At 39.7% G+C, this 13,437-nt stretch carries 16 protein-coding genes and 1 tRNA gene; 5 read left to right on the plus strand and 12 right to left on the minus strand.

Annotation, left to right across the window (positions count from 1 at the left end; translation table 11 throughout):
• The first annotated feature begins 130 nt into the window (after window positions 1–130).
• Together A9957_RS02360 and A9957_RS02365 are read left to right on the plus strand one after the other, a co-directional pair.
• A complete protein-coding gene (locus tag A9957_RS02360; RefSeq protein ID WP_292343054.1) occupies window positions 131–1,210 on the plus strand; it encodes a restriction endonuclease in 1,080 nt (359 codons plus the stop codon).
• 295 nt (window positions 1,211–1,505) lie between these two features.
• A complete protein-coding gene (locus A9957_RS02365; protein ID WP_096711398.1) occupies window positions 1,506–1,826 on the plus strand; it encodes a hypothetical protein in 321 nt (106 codons plus the stop codon).
• A 33-nt stretch (window positions 1,827–1,859) separates the two neighbouring features.
• Here the strand turns inward: A9957_RS02365 and A9957_RS02370 are convergent, their stop codons facing one another.
• Window positions 1,860–2,705, minus strand: a complete 846-nt coding sequence (locus A9957_RS02370) for a YihY/virulence factor BrkB family protein (protein ID WP_292343056.1) — start codon at window positions 2,703–2,705, stop codon at window positions 1,860–1,862.
• 258 nt (window positions 2,706–2,963) lie between these two features.
• On the opposite strand from A9957_RS02370, the gene A9957_RS02375 reads away from it, so the two are divergent.
• Window positions 2,964–3,194 (plus strand): hypothetical protein, encoded by a 231-nt coding sequence (locus tag A9957_RS02375; RefSeq protein WP_132130884.1) that lies wholly within the window; start codon window positions 2,964–2,966, stop codon window positions 3,192–3,194.
• Here A9957_RS02375 and A9957_RS02380 read toward each other — a convergent pair.
• On the minus strand, window positions 3,140–3,307 hold the full coding sequence (locus A9957_RS02380; protein WP_183406943.1) for a hypothetical protein: 168 nt from the start codon (window positions 3,305–3,307) through the stop codon (window positions 3,140–3,142). The genes A9957_RS02375 and A9957_RS02380 overlap by 55 nt on opposite strands.
• Window positions 3,308–3,524: 217 nt before the next feature.
• Between A9957_RS02380 and A9957_RS02385 the strand changes: the two genes are divergently transcribed.
• Entirely contained in the window at window positions 3,525–4,010 is a 486-nt protein-coding gene (locus A9957_RS02385; protein ID WP_105460078.1) for an NYN domain-containing protein, read from the plus strand.
• A gap of 36 nt (window positions 4,011–4,046) precedes the next feature.
• Here the strand turns inward: A9957_RS02385 and A9957_RS02390 are convergent, their stop codons facing one another.
• The 6 genes from A9957_RS02390 to A9957_RS02415 form a co-directional block, all read right to left on the minus strand.
• Window positions 4,047–4,970, minus strand: coding sequence for a TIGR00269 family protein (locus A9957_RS02390; RefSeq protein WP_105460077.1), 924 nt, complete (start codon window positions 4,968–4,970; stop codon window positions 4,047–4,049).
• Window positions 4,960–5,151 (minus strand): hypothetical protein, encoded by a 192-nt coding sequence (locus tag A9957_RS02395; protein ID WP_105460076.1) that lies wholly within the window; start codon window positions 5,149–5,151, stop codon window positions 4,960–4,962. Before A9957_RS02395 ends, A9957_RS02390 begins: the two co-directional genes overlap by 11 nt.
• A gap of 4 nt (window positions 5,152–5,155) precedes the next feature.
• On the minus strand, window positions 5,156–5,827 hold the full coding sequence (thiE, locus tag A9957_RS02400) for a thiamine phosphate synthase (RefSeq protein WP_105460075.1): 672 nt from the start codon (window positions 5,825–5,827) through the stop codon (window positions 5,156–5,158).
• 27 nt (window positions 5,828–5,854) lie between these two features.
• Window positions 5,855–6,646, minus strand: coding sequence for a hydroxyethylthiazole kinase (thiM, locus tag A9957_RS02405; protein WP_292343059.1), 792 nt, complete (start codon window positions 6,644–6,646; stop codon window positions 5,855–5,857).
• 148 nt (window positions 6,647–6,794) lie between these two features.
• The gene (locus tag A9957_RS02410; RefSeq protein WP_292343061.1) at window positions 6,795–7,139 is read right to left on the minus strand and encodes a hypothetical protein; all 345 of its coding nucleotides are present in this window, start codon (window positions 7,137–7,139) and stop codon (window positions 6,795–6,797) included.
• A gap of 88 nt (window positions 7,140–7,227) precedes the next feature.
• Window positions 7,228–9,006: a thiamine pyrophosphate-dependent enzyme gene (locus tag A9957_RS02415; RefSeq protein ID WP_292343063.1), complete on the minus strand. Its 1,779-nt coding sequence runs from the start codon at window positions 9,004–9,006 to the stop codon at window positions 7,228–7,230.
• A gap of 420 nt (window positions 9,007–9,426) precedes the next feature.
• Here A9957_RS02415 and A9957_RS02420 point away from each other — a divergent pair, with 420 nt between their 5' ends.
• Window positions 9,427–10,077 carry a YggS family pyridoxal phosphate-dependent enzyme gene (locus A9957_RS02420; RefSeq protein WP_105460071.1) on the plus strand — a complete coding sequence of 217 codons (651 nt, stop codon included), beginning with the start codon at window positions 9,427–9,429 and terminating at the stop codon, window positions 10,075–10,077.
• An 8-nt stretch (window positions 10,078–10,085) separates the two neighbouring features.
• On the opposite strand, the gene A9957_RS02425 is transcribed toward A9957_RS02420, so the two are convergent.
• The 4 genes from A9957_RS02425 to A9957_RS02440 all read right to left on the minus strand — a co-directional run bounded on the left by A9957_RS02425 (window position 10,086) and on the right by A9957_RS02440 (window position 13,437).
• Window positions 10,086–10,159, minus strand: a tRNA-Val gene (locus A9957_RS02425).
• A 135-nt stretch (window positions 10,160–10,294) separates the two neighbouring features.
• On the minus strand, window positions 10,295–10,579 hold the full coding sequence (locus tag A9957_RS02430) for a hypothetical protein (RefSeq protein ID WP_292343064.1): 285 nt from the start codon (window positions 10,577–10,579) through the stop codon (window positions 10,295–10,297).
• A gap of 1,128 nt (window positions 10,580–11,707) precedes the next feature.
• On the minus strand, window positions 11,708–11,926 hold the full coding sequence (locus A9957_RS02435; protein ID WP_292343065.1) for a hypothetical protein: 219 nt from the start codon (window positions 11,924–11,926) through the stop codon (window positions 11,708–11,710).
• A gap of 47 nt (window positions 11,927–11,973) precedes the next feature.
• Window positions 11,974–13,437 (minus strand): hypothetical protein, encoded by a 1,464-nt coding sequence (locus tag A9957_RS02440; protein WP_292343066.1) that lies wholly within the window; start codon window positions 13,435–13,437, stop codon window positions 11,974–11,976.

Raw genomic sequence — 13,437 nt, forward strand, 5'->3', positions numbered from 1 at the left:
GTATTAGGATAAAATCTTCTTTTAGACATATATATAATTTACAATGACTCCATAATAAAAACTTTTGGATAAAAGAATGTTATAAAATTATGCGTAGTATTATATATAGAAAATAATGTGATATTTTGTTATGAACTCACAAAATAGGATAAATGATGATTCTCCTTTTCCTCTGGCTTTTGCCTTAATTGTTACAGGTTTATTTTTTGTTTATATAAGCAAAATCTCACTAGAAGACGGAGCATCTTTGTGGGGAGATGGTGTATATATATCTTTTATAGTAGGTTTTGGAGCGATTGGGCTCGGTTTATTTTTTGCCTTACCTATTTTTATTGACCTTGACAAAGAATCACCAACATTACCAACTGAATCAATAAATGAAATTGATTTTATGGATGGTTATAAATTTGAAAAGTATGTGGGCAACCTTTATCGGAACTTGGGATATGAGGTACAATATACTCCACTATCAGGAGACCAAGGAGCAGATTTAATCATATCTAGGGACAATGACAAAATTGCCGTACAAACAAAATGTTATAGGAGTAAAGTATCAAACAAAGCTATACAGGAAGTTGTTTCATCAAAGGCATTGTATGATTGCAACAGGTGTTCTGTGGTCACTAATAATTATTTTACCGATTCTGCAATCCAATTGGGCAATGTTAATAATGTCGAACTGATTGATAGGGATAATATTATAAAAATAATTAATGAAGTTCACAATCAATCGAATCCTTCATTAGAAAATCAAATAAAAAGTGATTCAGAATCAAGGAATAAACTGACAGTTGAGAATAAAACGAATCAATTTACAAATACTGATGAACTATTCCCTGATTGTGGGTTTCAGAATAATACTTCCACAACCACTTCTATAAAAGAGCATGAGTATTCTTCGCAAAAACCATATTTTTCTGAGAATTGGTATTATGGTATCATAAGCTGCACAATACTAAATATATTTTCATTCATTTTAATTCCAATGAATGTGATCGAATTTATTCCAAGTACAATAAGGGTATTAGCTGTAATTGTAGGAGGTTTTGGCCTTCCACTATCACTTTACTGTGATATTCAATATGTAAAAAATAATAGTTTTAAATGGGATCCAAAGACTGCGGTGTGGGTTATAGGAGGTTTTCTTGGGTTGATCAATATCGTTGTATCTCTGGTATACGTAATTAAAAGAAAGGAAATTATGAATTAACTAAATATATTTTAATATTATAATATTATTTATTTTGTATGCTGATCAAATAGCAAACCGCCTTGGTATGACCTTTATATCTCCCTTGGCTTTCAATTAACCCAAATTACGTTTTTTTGAGATGGAGAATCATTGTTGTTTGGTGTACTTGGAGCTATAGCTTACTATTTCATTGGCAAAAAACGATGATTATCAGATAATATCGCTTACTTGCTAAAATGATATTTTCATTATTAATTATTCTTAAAAAACTATATTTAGTTGAAATAATGTGTACCATCTAGGGTTCATCAACATGGTATGGATAAAAGTAAAAGAGGGTAAATACCTGGCTTCTGACAAAATCAGGACAATATATAAAAAAGTAGAAGGAAGCAATGCACGATTCCTGAGAATTTATTGTGACCAGACAATAATATATACAAATGATTTGCACAGGGTAGTTAAGAGCAAAAAAATCCCTGAAGATGTCCTTCTGGATCCCGAATATTACAAAAAATGCCAGGATGCGGATAAATTGATACAGCTGTTACTTCAGGAAATAGAAGATGCCAAAAAAAGCGGTGATCTGATAATGGATTTGCAAACTATCCTGAAAAAGTATGATTATATCTGATTTTCAGATGGCAAACATCTTGCTATCTCTTTTTTAGGCAGATTTGTTACTTTTGGCATTCTTTGAGCGTACATTGATCATCTCCACTACAAAGGTTACTGCTATGAATGAAAAATATACCCAGAGCAAAAATCCAATTATGGAACCTATGGCTCCGTAAACTGTGGTTATATTGCCATAAGACAGGTAAAAGGCTAAAAAATACTTGGCTATTGTAATCAGTAATACCGTAAAAAGTGAACCCTCCAGTACATATCTCATGCCGATTCTGGCCTCAGGCAACACTCTGTAAATATATATGAATAACACCAGGAGGATGAGGAAATTCGAAAACGAACTGGCATATTGTATGATTTTCAGGTTAAAAGGGACCAGCTCATTCAGTAAACCATATCCCATCAGGAAAAATGCTTCAACGAATGTGTTCAATACCAGCAAAAAACCAACCACAAATACTCCTATCACAGACGCAAAACTTTTTTTCAGGAAATGATGCAACCAGTCAGATTCAGGACCGGGGAAACCCCACATATTATCAATTATCTTCTTGAACTGCCTGAAAAGGTTACCACCGGCCCATACGAGGAGAAGGAAACTTATAGCTGCCCCGGCGGTAAGGGATGCAATATCGGGTATCTGGTAAAGGAGACCTTCCACCAGATATATCAATGTCTCTCCTGCTACCAGATCGATGTAGCCGATTATGGCAGACTCCAGATGACGTGCCTTCAATAAATAACTCCCTACGGACACGGAGAACAAGAGTATAGCAGGCAGGCTTAGGATAAGATAGAATGAAAGAGCCGCACTGCTGGTTATACCGTCATCTTCATTCCACTGCATCAGTGTTTCCCTAAAAAGGCCGGATAGCGCTTTCATTAATACCAAATTGGTTTACTGACGTATATATTTCGTTGTCCTGTATCCAAAAGACAATTTCAACAGAGACTATGTTTCATTAAGAAGTTTGTAAATATAATTTTATTACAATATATATATCTTGTCAGTTTATATCATTATGGTGCGATATGAGCTGAATCCATTGAGTAATGGATTACCTTCTACAGCTCAATAGAAGTAAAGGTGGTATGAGATTATGAAACCAAAATTCAGTTACTTATTGCATTCATTGTCCTTATGACAATGTCCGTAGGCGGTGTTCTTGCCGGAGATGACTGCCAGAAAACGGTTACACTTTATGCAGGACAACATATAGACGTAGGAATAGTAAACCTGTCGGAAATATGTGTAGATAACCAGCCGACCCTCAGAATAACCTATGAAGTGGACGAATCCTGGAGAATAACAGAAACTCATCCGGACGTAGCCAATAATCCGGTGTCATTTGCCGCATTTACAGCAGCCTGAATTGTTGTATAATTTCCGCTACCACTGTCATCCACAGTAATTTCAACCGCCATTGCTGCTGATGAAAGTAATGCCAGTGCTATCATGCTGACAGGCAAATGTTTGGTATGCATACCTTTATCCCCAATTGAGACTTGTATTCAATATGTTTATTATACAGTCGTATATATGTATAAATCTTCAGAACCACAGGTACTAACCAATGGTACGCAACAAATAAGTTTGAACCTCTATTTTTTATATTATGAAACATAAAAAACACTAAAAACATTACTCCAAAAGAGAAAGAAAGATAATAAATAATTAAACATAAAATATTACAGGTAATCCATGTTTAACAGCCAAAAATTAGCGGTTTTTGTAGACGTGCAGAATATGTTCTATTCTGCCAGAAATATCCATTACGGGAGACTTGATTACGAAAAACTTTTACGTGCTGTCGTAATGGAAAGAAAATTGACAAGGGCAATAGCCTATCTTGTAGAAACCCCGGATATCGACCAGTCAGGTTTTAAAAGTTTTATTGGTTCAATTGGTTGGGAAGTAAAAAGCAAGGCCCTGAAGGTAAGACCTGATGGTTCCACCAAAGGAGATTGGGATATGGGGATCGCAATTGATGCGATTTCAATTGCACCCAAAGTAGATACCATTGTGCTTGTTAGTGGAGATGGAGATTTTGTCGATCTGATAAACCACCTGAAAGCTATTGGTGTACGGGTTGAAGTCCACTCATTTAGAGAAAGTACAGCCGAAGAACTTATTAACGCCGCTACAGCCCATTATCCAATTGAAAGAAGGATGTTACTGGATAGATGAACAAAAACCTCCAATTACTCACTGAAGCTGGCTGATTTAACAAAAATTATTTTTTGGATCGACCAGAATGCAGGCACGACAGATGTCACCTGATGTGGGCCCACCACATATATTGCACTCTTTTTTACTTTTACCAGAAGGTTTCTCTACATTTGCTATCGAAGATAATAATGAGTTATAATTATCCGCAAACTGCCCGGTTATATTTGGATATTTTGTTTTCATACTCAAAAACATTTGTCTGACTTCTGCACGAAGCGAAGGTCCTGCATAAGGACATTCTGGAAACTCACGAAATATGCCTTTGAGGATTCCATATAATGCAATTTCATACTCATTTAAAACTGAAAAAGGCTTTATCCTCAATGATTCCTTACCGGAATTCGGGGATGCAGTATTAATTATTGCATCTATATTTGCGGTAAGTATGTTCATCATGGCGGTTTCGGCCTCATCATCTAGAGAATGTCCTGTCGCAAGTTTTGGGACAGCCATGCTAAAGGTTTCCTGCTCCAGTATTTTTCTCCGTAGAACACCACAAAGAGTACACGCTGAAACATTTCTTTTTTTCAAAAGGCTGGGTAGGGGTCCACCAAAAGTTTCCCTGAAAGATATTATCCTGTGCTCAATATTCAAAAAATTTGCAACTTCCTGTGCATAAGCAAGGGTTTGTTCCCTGTAATTTGGTATCCCTTCATCAACCGTAATAGCAGTAAGTTTCACTCCCTCAAAATCTGATAGTATTTTGGACAGGATATACAAAAGAACTGTGCTATCCTTACCCCCTGATAATGCAACTGCTATATGCTCATTATCCAGAATAAGGTTTTGATCTGCAATATGTGTCCTGACTTTCTTTTCTACCATTTCACAGAAATGAGTTGTACAAAGGAGATTTTCCCCTCCTGATACTGCGTTTGCTCCACAGGTTTTGCATAGAAGAGGTGTTTCAGCCGCCATGGGATATCCGATATACTTTTAGGGTATCTTCAGAATAAACAGTCGTTTCGACTGGTATTACGGTTCCTTCCCTTGCCACGATAACGGATAAAGGATTTATATCTGCCATTTCCAGTACATCTTTCAACGGTATACTATCAGCCTGGATTTCTATAGAATTATCTGATATATGCAGGATCATTTTATCACTTTACATTAACTCTGTTTGAGGGATTTTGCTTTGTTTTTCGGATAGTTTCAATAAAATACTTTGTTTCTCTCTTTACATCATCACTGCAAACGATTGCGGAAATAGCAACCAAACCATCGGCCCCATTTTCAACAACTGACACACAGTTGTCTTTATTGATACCCCCTATGGCAACAATCGGAATATCAATTATAGTTTTGACAGCCTGAACCCTTTCAGGTCCAACACCCATACCTGCATCCTTTTTAGTAGTAGTGTCAAAAATCGGGCTGAAACCTACGTAATCAGCTCCCTTTCTTTCTGCCTCGATTGCTTCATCTGTATCATGAACTGTAAGGCCGATTATCTTATTTTCACCCAGAATCTTTCTCGCAGCATCAATCGGCATATCGTCCTGTCCGATGTGTACCCCATCAGCTCCTGCAGCCAGGGCTACATCGATACGGTCATTTACCAGAAAGATAGCATTATCCCCACATATTTTCCTGATCAGGATAGCTTCTTCGATCATCTCTTTTGTGGTCTTGTCTTTCTCCCGATACTGCACAATCTTACACCCGGCCGCTACTGCACATTTTATATCGGACAATGTACCTTTCCTGGATAGGCCGGAATCTGTCACAAGGTAGAAATCAATATCATTAAGCAAAGATTTCCAGAATGGCATAAATTGAGCCCTCATAGATCTGTAATTTCAGCCATCAACACTCTCAACATTCATCATAGGTTCCGCTTTTTCATCAGTAAGCCCGGATACTTCATCATATAAATGCATCTTGAAACTGCCACTGCCGGTTGACTTGGCAGCCGCAAGTTCCCCGGCAACCCCAAAAAAAGACAAAGCATCTATTGCTGCATCACAGAAATCATCGTTCAGGGCTGCAAATGAACCAATTATTGAAGCCGCCATGCAACCGGTGCCCACAATTGAACCCATTTCTGCATGGCCGTTTTTAATGGAAAATATCCCTGAACCATCACTGACTATATCTTCTTTGCCGGTCATCACAACAGTACATGATCTTGAGATGGCCAAATTTTTTGCAAGCCAGAAAGGATCAGCATTGATAGAAGTTGCTTCAACTCCTTTTGTGCGGGCATTTTCACCTGCCAGTTTTGCAATCTCAGAATAGTTGCCTTTAATGATATCAACATGAGCACTGTCAAGGATCTTTGCAGCCATTTGATTTCTGAATTGAGTTGCCCCTACCCCTACTATATCGAGTACCACAGGGATTTGTTTTTCGTTTGCAGCCTTTGCGGAAATTATCATGGATTCAATAAGTTCAGACGTCAGGGTTCCAATGTTAAGTACAAGAGCAGAGGAAATTTTAGTCATATCAGCACATTCTTCTACAGCATGAGCCATTACGGGAAGTCCACCAAAGGCCCTTGTTATATTTGCACAGTCATAAATTGTAACCCAATTGGTGATATGATGGACCAATGGTTTTGCCTCTCTCAGTTTTTTTAATGCATCTTTCATTGCCTTCCTCCGTAAAATTCCCATTACTGTTTTTCACAATCGTGAATAGATGTTGTATAATATCTAATAAACCTTACGTCAGCCATATCAATGTGAAAAAGAATAAGATAACAGGCCAAAACCTGCAGGTCTATTGGCTTTCTACAATTTATTCACAAACATCATTAGCAGTATAAATCCTGATAATTTCACCAGCCTGTTCCTCTCCCGCCCTACTGGCAACAATTTCCTGAAAAGCCAGTACATAATCCGGTCTCAAACAACCAAGGCTTTCCCTGCCATCCTTTATCAGGTCCAGCAGATATTCCATTTCCTTCTCTGAAAGTGCCTCCAGACGACGGGAAAAATCAGATATGTCTCTGGAAAAATGGTTTGCAACCGGTGGCAGGATTGATTTAAAATTGACACCTGAACTGTTGCATTCCAGATCACTGCACTCAGGAGCAAGCTTTTTCAGTAACTCTATGTCTTTTCCATCTAGTTTGCGTGCCATATAGTTCTTTTTTGGGAATTATTGGTTAAAAAGGTGTGTTTTACCAAAACCAGGAAAATGAATTTTGCCGGTAGCATCCCTATAATATTCAATCCACTCTTTTGGTACTTGCAGCAGTCTTATCGGGATCTACAACCACATCGATAATAGAAGGTCTGGTGGATTTGAATGCTTCTTCAAGGGCTTCATTCAGTTTTGCCGGATCCTCTATCCTATAGCCTTCGCCTCCGGTAGTGTTAGCATATTCCGCAAAATTGGGATTGGGGAAACTAACACCAAATTCAGGATAACCGGACCTTAGTTCTTCCTCTTTTATGTTCTTGAGTTTGCCGTCATTAAAGACAATGACATTGATTCCTAACTCTTCGCGCACAGCAGTGGTGAAATCAGCCATAAGCATTCCAAACCCGCCATCTCCTGTGACACAAATTACCTGCTTGTCAGGATTATCAAGTTTTGCCGACAGGGCTGCAGGCAGTCCGAATCCCATACTGGCAATATTGGCACACATGAAAGTCTCCTGGCCTTCACACATGAATTTCTTGTAGAACCAGTAGGTATGGTCGCCCACATCTACACAAATTATAGCATCAGTGTCTGCATGGCGTTTAAGGGCCTGTATCACATAACCGGGATTTACAGGGATGGAGAGGTCCTGTGCATCGGCTTTTAGTTCCTCATAATGCTCCTGTTTCATCTGATCTATATGTTCTAAAAACCCAGTGTTTTCTTCCTTTTCATCAACAAGAGGAAGAAGGTCTTTAAGTACAAGATCCGCATCCCCAACAATAGCGGCATCTACATCAAAGGTTTTTCCGATTTTGGTCGGATCGATATCTATCTGGACAATCCTGATTCCTGAAGGAACAAGGTTGGCCTGTCTGAATCCCGAACCTATGATAACTATAAGTTCACTGTTTTGTACAGCTTTTGCCGCATGTTTTGACCCTATGGAACCAAGTACACCCAGACTATAACGATCGGTTTCGTATACCACACCCTTAGCCCTGGAAGTAGTGGCAATAGGGGCTTTGATTTTTTGTGAGAGTTGTGTTAGCAATTCACCACTGTGACGACAGCCCCAACCTGCAAAGAGAGTGACTTTCTCGTGATTGTTTATCAATTCTGCAGCCCTTTTCACATCTTCAAACCTGGGAGCAGTCTGGTTTGAAACCAGCCTCTTTTCAGCGGAATATACATCCCCGCTAAGTTTGCCGGCCAAAATATCAGTGGGTGTGCTGAGTACCGAAACACCGGGTTTTTTGAAGGCATATTTAGTAGCCCTTGTGACCAGACCGAGTGCCTGGTTCTCCCGGGCAATGGTTTCTGTGAATTCAGCAAAGGAGGAGAACAGTTCTATCTGGTCGATTTCCTGGAAGGCTTCACTGCCGAGATAGACCTCTGCCACCTGACCGGCAAAGGCAAGCACCGGACTCCTGTCGGTGGCAGCATCCATTAAACCGGTGATAAGGTTTGTAGAACCTGGACCTGCTATGGAGATACAGACGCCCAGCCCGCCGGTGATCTTCCCATGTGCAGAAGCCATGAAAGCAGCGGTCTCCTCGTGTCTTGTGAGAATGAATTTTATTTTGTCACTCCTGCGGATGGAGTCTATCAGGGGCAGGTTGGAATCCCCGGGAATCCCATAGACAAACCTGACACCGAAGGCTACCAGTTGTTCGACGATCTTGTCGGCAACCGTCGTTTCTACTGATTCGTCTTCTTCTTCCCCGCCTTCAGGAACAAAAGCAGATTTAGGAGCCCCGCATACCGGACATGTATAGTCATCAGGCAGTGAATCAAAATCCTGTACTTCAACCTCCTCATCATAAACCCAGTTACAAACCGAACATCTGTATTTTGCCATGCCTTTCCTCCAAAATTCCCCTATTATATGTGGTATTCATGTGACAGGATTGTTTATCAAATGTCAGGAAATCCAAACAATGATTTTCCCTTGAATACAAGTGCAAACATCTCCCCTCGAATTTGTCAATAGCTGCAAGTCTGATAATTATATGCCGAAACTATGTTGGTACTAGTGAATGATAATTTTTCCTGTGGGTTTATCAAAATGCCTTGAAAAAGAAGAAATAGACCATAAAAACTTTTTATTGATTGTTCTTATTACTACATATTAACGGCATCTGCCGGGGATGCTTTCTATGCTTATCCAGTTCAAATCCTCGATGGAATTGAAGAGAAATATAAGGATAATGAAAACAAAATTCACAATCAGAATGATTTAAATATACCAAATTTTGAATGAAGCATTACGGGGACATCAATGCCAGTCGATAAAAATATCAAGAGGATTCTCGAAAAAATCGGTGACAGGACACTCATCTGTGTCACCAAGACAATTGAACCTGAAAGGATCAACAAAGCCATCCAGGCCGGGGCTACCATAATCGGAGAGAACCGGGTTCAGGAATATGAAGATAAGCGCGAGGAAATCCTGCCCTGTGAGACACATTTGATAGGTCACCTGCAGACAAATAAAGTCAAAAAGGCCGTTGAGTTTTTTGATGTCATCCAGTCAGTCGACTCCCTGAAAGTAATAAATAATATTGATAGTAGAGCCGGGGATATCGATAAGGTACAAAGGGTCTTCCTTCAGGTAAACATAGGTAATGAGCCACAGAAACATGGTTTCAGGCTGGATCGGATCAAAGAAGTGATAAAAGAAATCTGCTCCCTTCAAAATATACGTGTGGAAGGCCTGATGTGCATCCCTCCTTTTGTCCCTGCCGAACAAACCCGTCCCTATTTCCAAAAGATGAAAGCCCTGTTTGATGAAATAAAGCAGGAAAACCGCGGCAATATCGAAATTCAGGAATTGTCAATGGGAATGTCCAATGACTACATGGTAGCCATCGAGGAAGGGGCTACAATGGTGCGTGTGGGTTCGGCTATATTTGGGGAGAGGGAGTATTGAGAATTCAATGGGCCCGCTGGAATTCGAATCCAGGATCTCCGCCGTGTGAAGGCGACGTCATAACCGGCTAGACTACGGGCCCATGAAAGATATTCAACTAAGTGAACCACAATAAAATATAAGGTTTTCGACAAATTAGGAAATGGGAGAAGACAATTTTATAGGAATGTAAAAAAGAAAATGTGTGGTGACAGATACCACTTTTATTCAACGTACATCAATTTACCTTCTTCTCCGGGGTCGACCTGGTACCTGGCATCAAGTCTCCATTCGTAATTTCCATTGTTTTCACTGATTGCCCAGATGTCGTAATCCCAGTGTACCCTGTCACCATTTTCATCCAGCTTTGCCAGCCGGTGACACCGAAGTAAGTATCAGAAAGGGTATTCATTGCCAGTTTTGTACTTTCATCATTCTCAGGCACTGCATCGAGATCCACGAATGTAGCCAGCCAGAGAACATCATATGCAGCCCAGTGCATATGTTTCAGGAGCCGGGCCAAGTTCTTCCTCAATTCTGGATTTGACTACCTGATAGCGGTCATTTTCTTCCTCATAGCCATAGATTGGTGCCTTTAGATAATAAGTGAATCAATGGTAAGGTCTATCAATCCGGTACAATATTATGCACGACAATCAAATATACCATCGGGAAAAATGATAATAGCCAGATTTGCACTTTCTGAAAAAAATAATCATATAACAGGTGTCATTATTACTAAGGGAGAAATGGATTATGTTCGATAAAATATTACCACAACAAAAAAGCATGTCCACAAAATTAGGCGGATTACTTGTACTTGTAGGAGAAACAATGTTCCTATTCTCCTTGATGAACTTCCTGATGATCACAAGGTTGCAATATTACAGCGAAGGGGATTCTTTCATACGCACTCTCTTTCCTCACTATTTATTATTTGTAATAGCCCTATTCCTCGTGGCATTCACAGGTATGTGGTTTGCCTATGTTTATATCCTTCCCAGTAAGCAAAGTTGTAAGTTTTGTTTGTACCCTAACCTAAGAGAGGTAATACCCAATATTTTAAAGTATCGTTTATCATATACCCTATCATAAAGGATAAGGTGATATTATGCCGAGACTTCAGGAAAGTAAGAATAGACTAAGTTTAACCGTGCCTAAGAGTGTAGCGGATCTCAAAGGATGGAAGAAAGGCCAGAAGTTAAAATTTGTTGAAAGGGGCGGTTATGTCTGCCTGGTAGAAGATGAATAAAGTATACTCCTTGCACAAAAAAGAATAAATCACGCTTCCTGCTATGTGTTTCTACTATTTTTTAACCCTATAAGGGTATAGGTATAAGGTTAAAAACACTATCAGTAGATTGAATTTAGATAATATACAATTTCTATATTATAAATTATAGATACTGTACTATCTACTTTAAGACATAAACAACGCATCATTGGCTTTCAAACTATGTAAACAAACAATGCCCATTGTTGCGGGTTCCTGTTTTACTATATATGTCTCTTAGGGGCATGATGCTGTGATGCGATTGTAAACTTTTAATATGTCGCTTGCTTTCCCTTTTATGGTGCTAATCACATCATCGGTAGCAGGCGAACCACCAAAAACCGGACATTACCGCTAAAAATAAAATTTAAAGGGCCCTTACTGTTGCCGGTTGAAATTGACTATAATGTCTCGTGATTGCTTGCCGCCGTGTCCATCTGGTAGAGCATCCCCGATAAGGTCAATAAGGCCTATCATATCGACATAACTTAAATTGGTTAATGATCCTAAAACAGTATCATCAAGTTTTACCTGGTCTATTCTATACTTCTCTGTTTCTGTGTTTATAGATATGCTAAATGCAAAAAATCCAGTCATTCTTTTTACCCCTGGTATTTTGTAATTACATTATCACAAAAAGGCAATTATAAAGATAATAATTTCCTTTTTAGCCGTTCTGCGTTTGCTTTCCTGTCCGCTGCATACCTGGGACTTGGTACATTAATACAACTCGGCCCCCTCTCACATATTCCCATTTCCCGGACCTTGTCACAACTGGAAGTTTTTAACCTCTGGTATCCCCTATCAAAGGGTTGCATGTTGTCGCTTACCTGTTTGTATATCGCCTGTGCTGATCCCTTAGGTGTTCCCATCTGGCCCATGAATGCAGACAATAAAATAAGCATGTCTTCGGTGGGATCCTTTGCTTTAAGGATGTTATGAACACATCCCGGCCACTTCTCAACCGGTACCGGTTCGGGTGACATATCCGCCTTTGTTAGCTTCTTTGCTTCCCTGTATGCCTGGGATATTGGGCAGTTGTCTTTATCACACCCACCGGACCCTACAACGGCACGGACCTTATTACATGAAAAACCGTAACCACTACCATAAGCGGTTGTTGCGTTGTTCGTATATAGTTCAAGTTCCGCCGGTGTAAAGTGCTTACAGTCTTTTAATATTTCATGTGTAATGCTATGTGCTTCCTCTTTTGATTTCCCTAACCGTTCACATAAAAGAATTACAGATTTGGCGGCTTCATATCTCCCATGTTCCATGCCTGGAATATTGGCTATTATGTAGCGCATACAAGGGAAGTTTTGTATATCCCCGTGTATCTGTACATTTTTGGGCGGGTGGTTCTTGGCATTTGCTACCCGGTCACATTCTGCTTTAAGGGCTTCCATTACTCCGGTGTGGTAGTGTGTACCTTTAATGTCCCATTCCTGAACCCTACCAGGTACTTTAAGGTTTAAACTTCCCGGCTCGGGTGGTTTAACCGGTATTTTATCGGGTTTAATCTGGGTTTTAAAGTTTCCATTTTTACGGGTGGTACCATAACAGCGGACCTGTGACCCTTTCCCGTCTTTGCTAAAATTGATCTTTCCCCAATCAAGGCCGATAACATCCGGGTTTATCTGGGTATCCTGTAACAACTGGATTACAATAGCCTGTCTTATGGTCCGCATGTAGTCCACATTCAAGGACCTTATACGGCTTTCCAGATCTTCAGGAAGGCTAAAGGGTGCAATTAAAAAAGAAACATGTATCCCTTTGCCACCACTAAAGGCACATTCATTAAAGGGTATATTGTTAGCCTTGCAGTATTCCAGAAGTCGGGTTATAGACGCCTGCATGGTCCACCATTCAGGCGTATCAGGATCTATAAAGACTTCATTAGGCATTATACCCCGTGTATAGATTGGCTCTTTAACATGGGTCCACACGTCCCGATAAGGCAACCATTTATACAATTCCATTTCTATGTTTTCAGGGTCAGGGTTACCACCTTCCCGTATTTTGATTAATACGGGTGTCTTGTTGTATCTGGCCTGCAACATATCCAGATAGTGCCTTTGTGCCTGTATCTTCTCTATATTTGTAGGCAT

Origin of the sequence: Methanohalophilus sp. DAL1, from assembly GCF_001683555.1 — an archaeon.
Taxonomy (GTDB): Archaea; Halobacteriota; Methanosarcinia; order Methanosarcinales; family Methanosarcinaceae; genus Methanohalophilus; species Methanohalophilus euhalobius.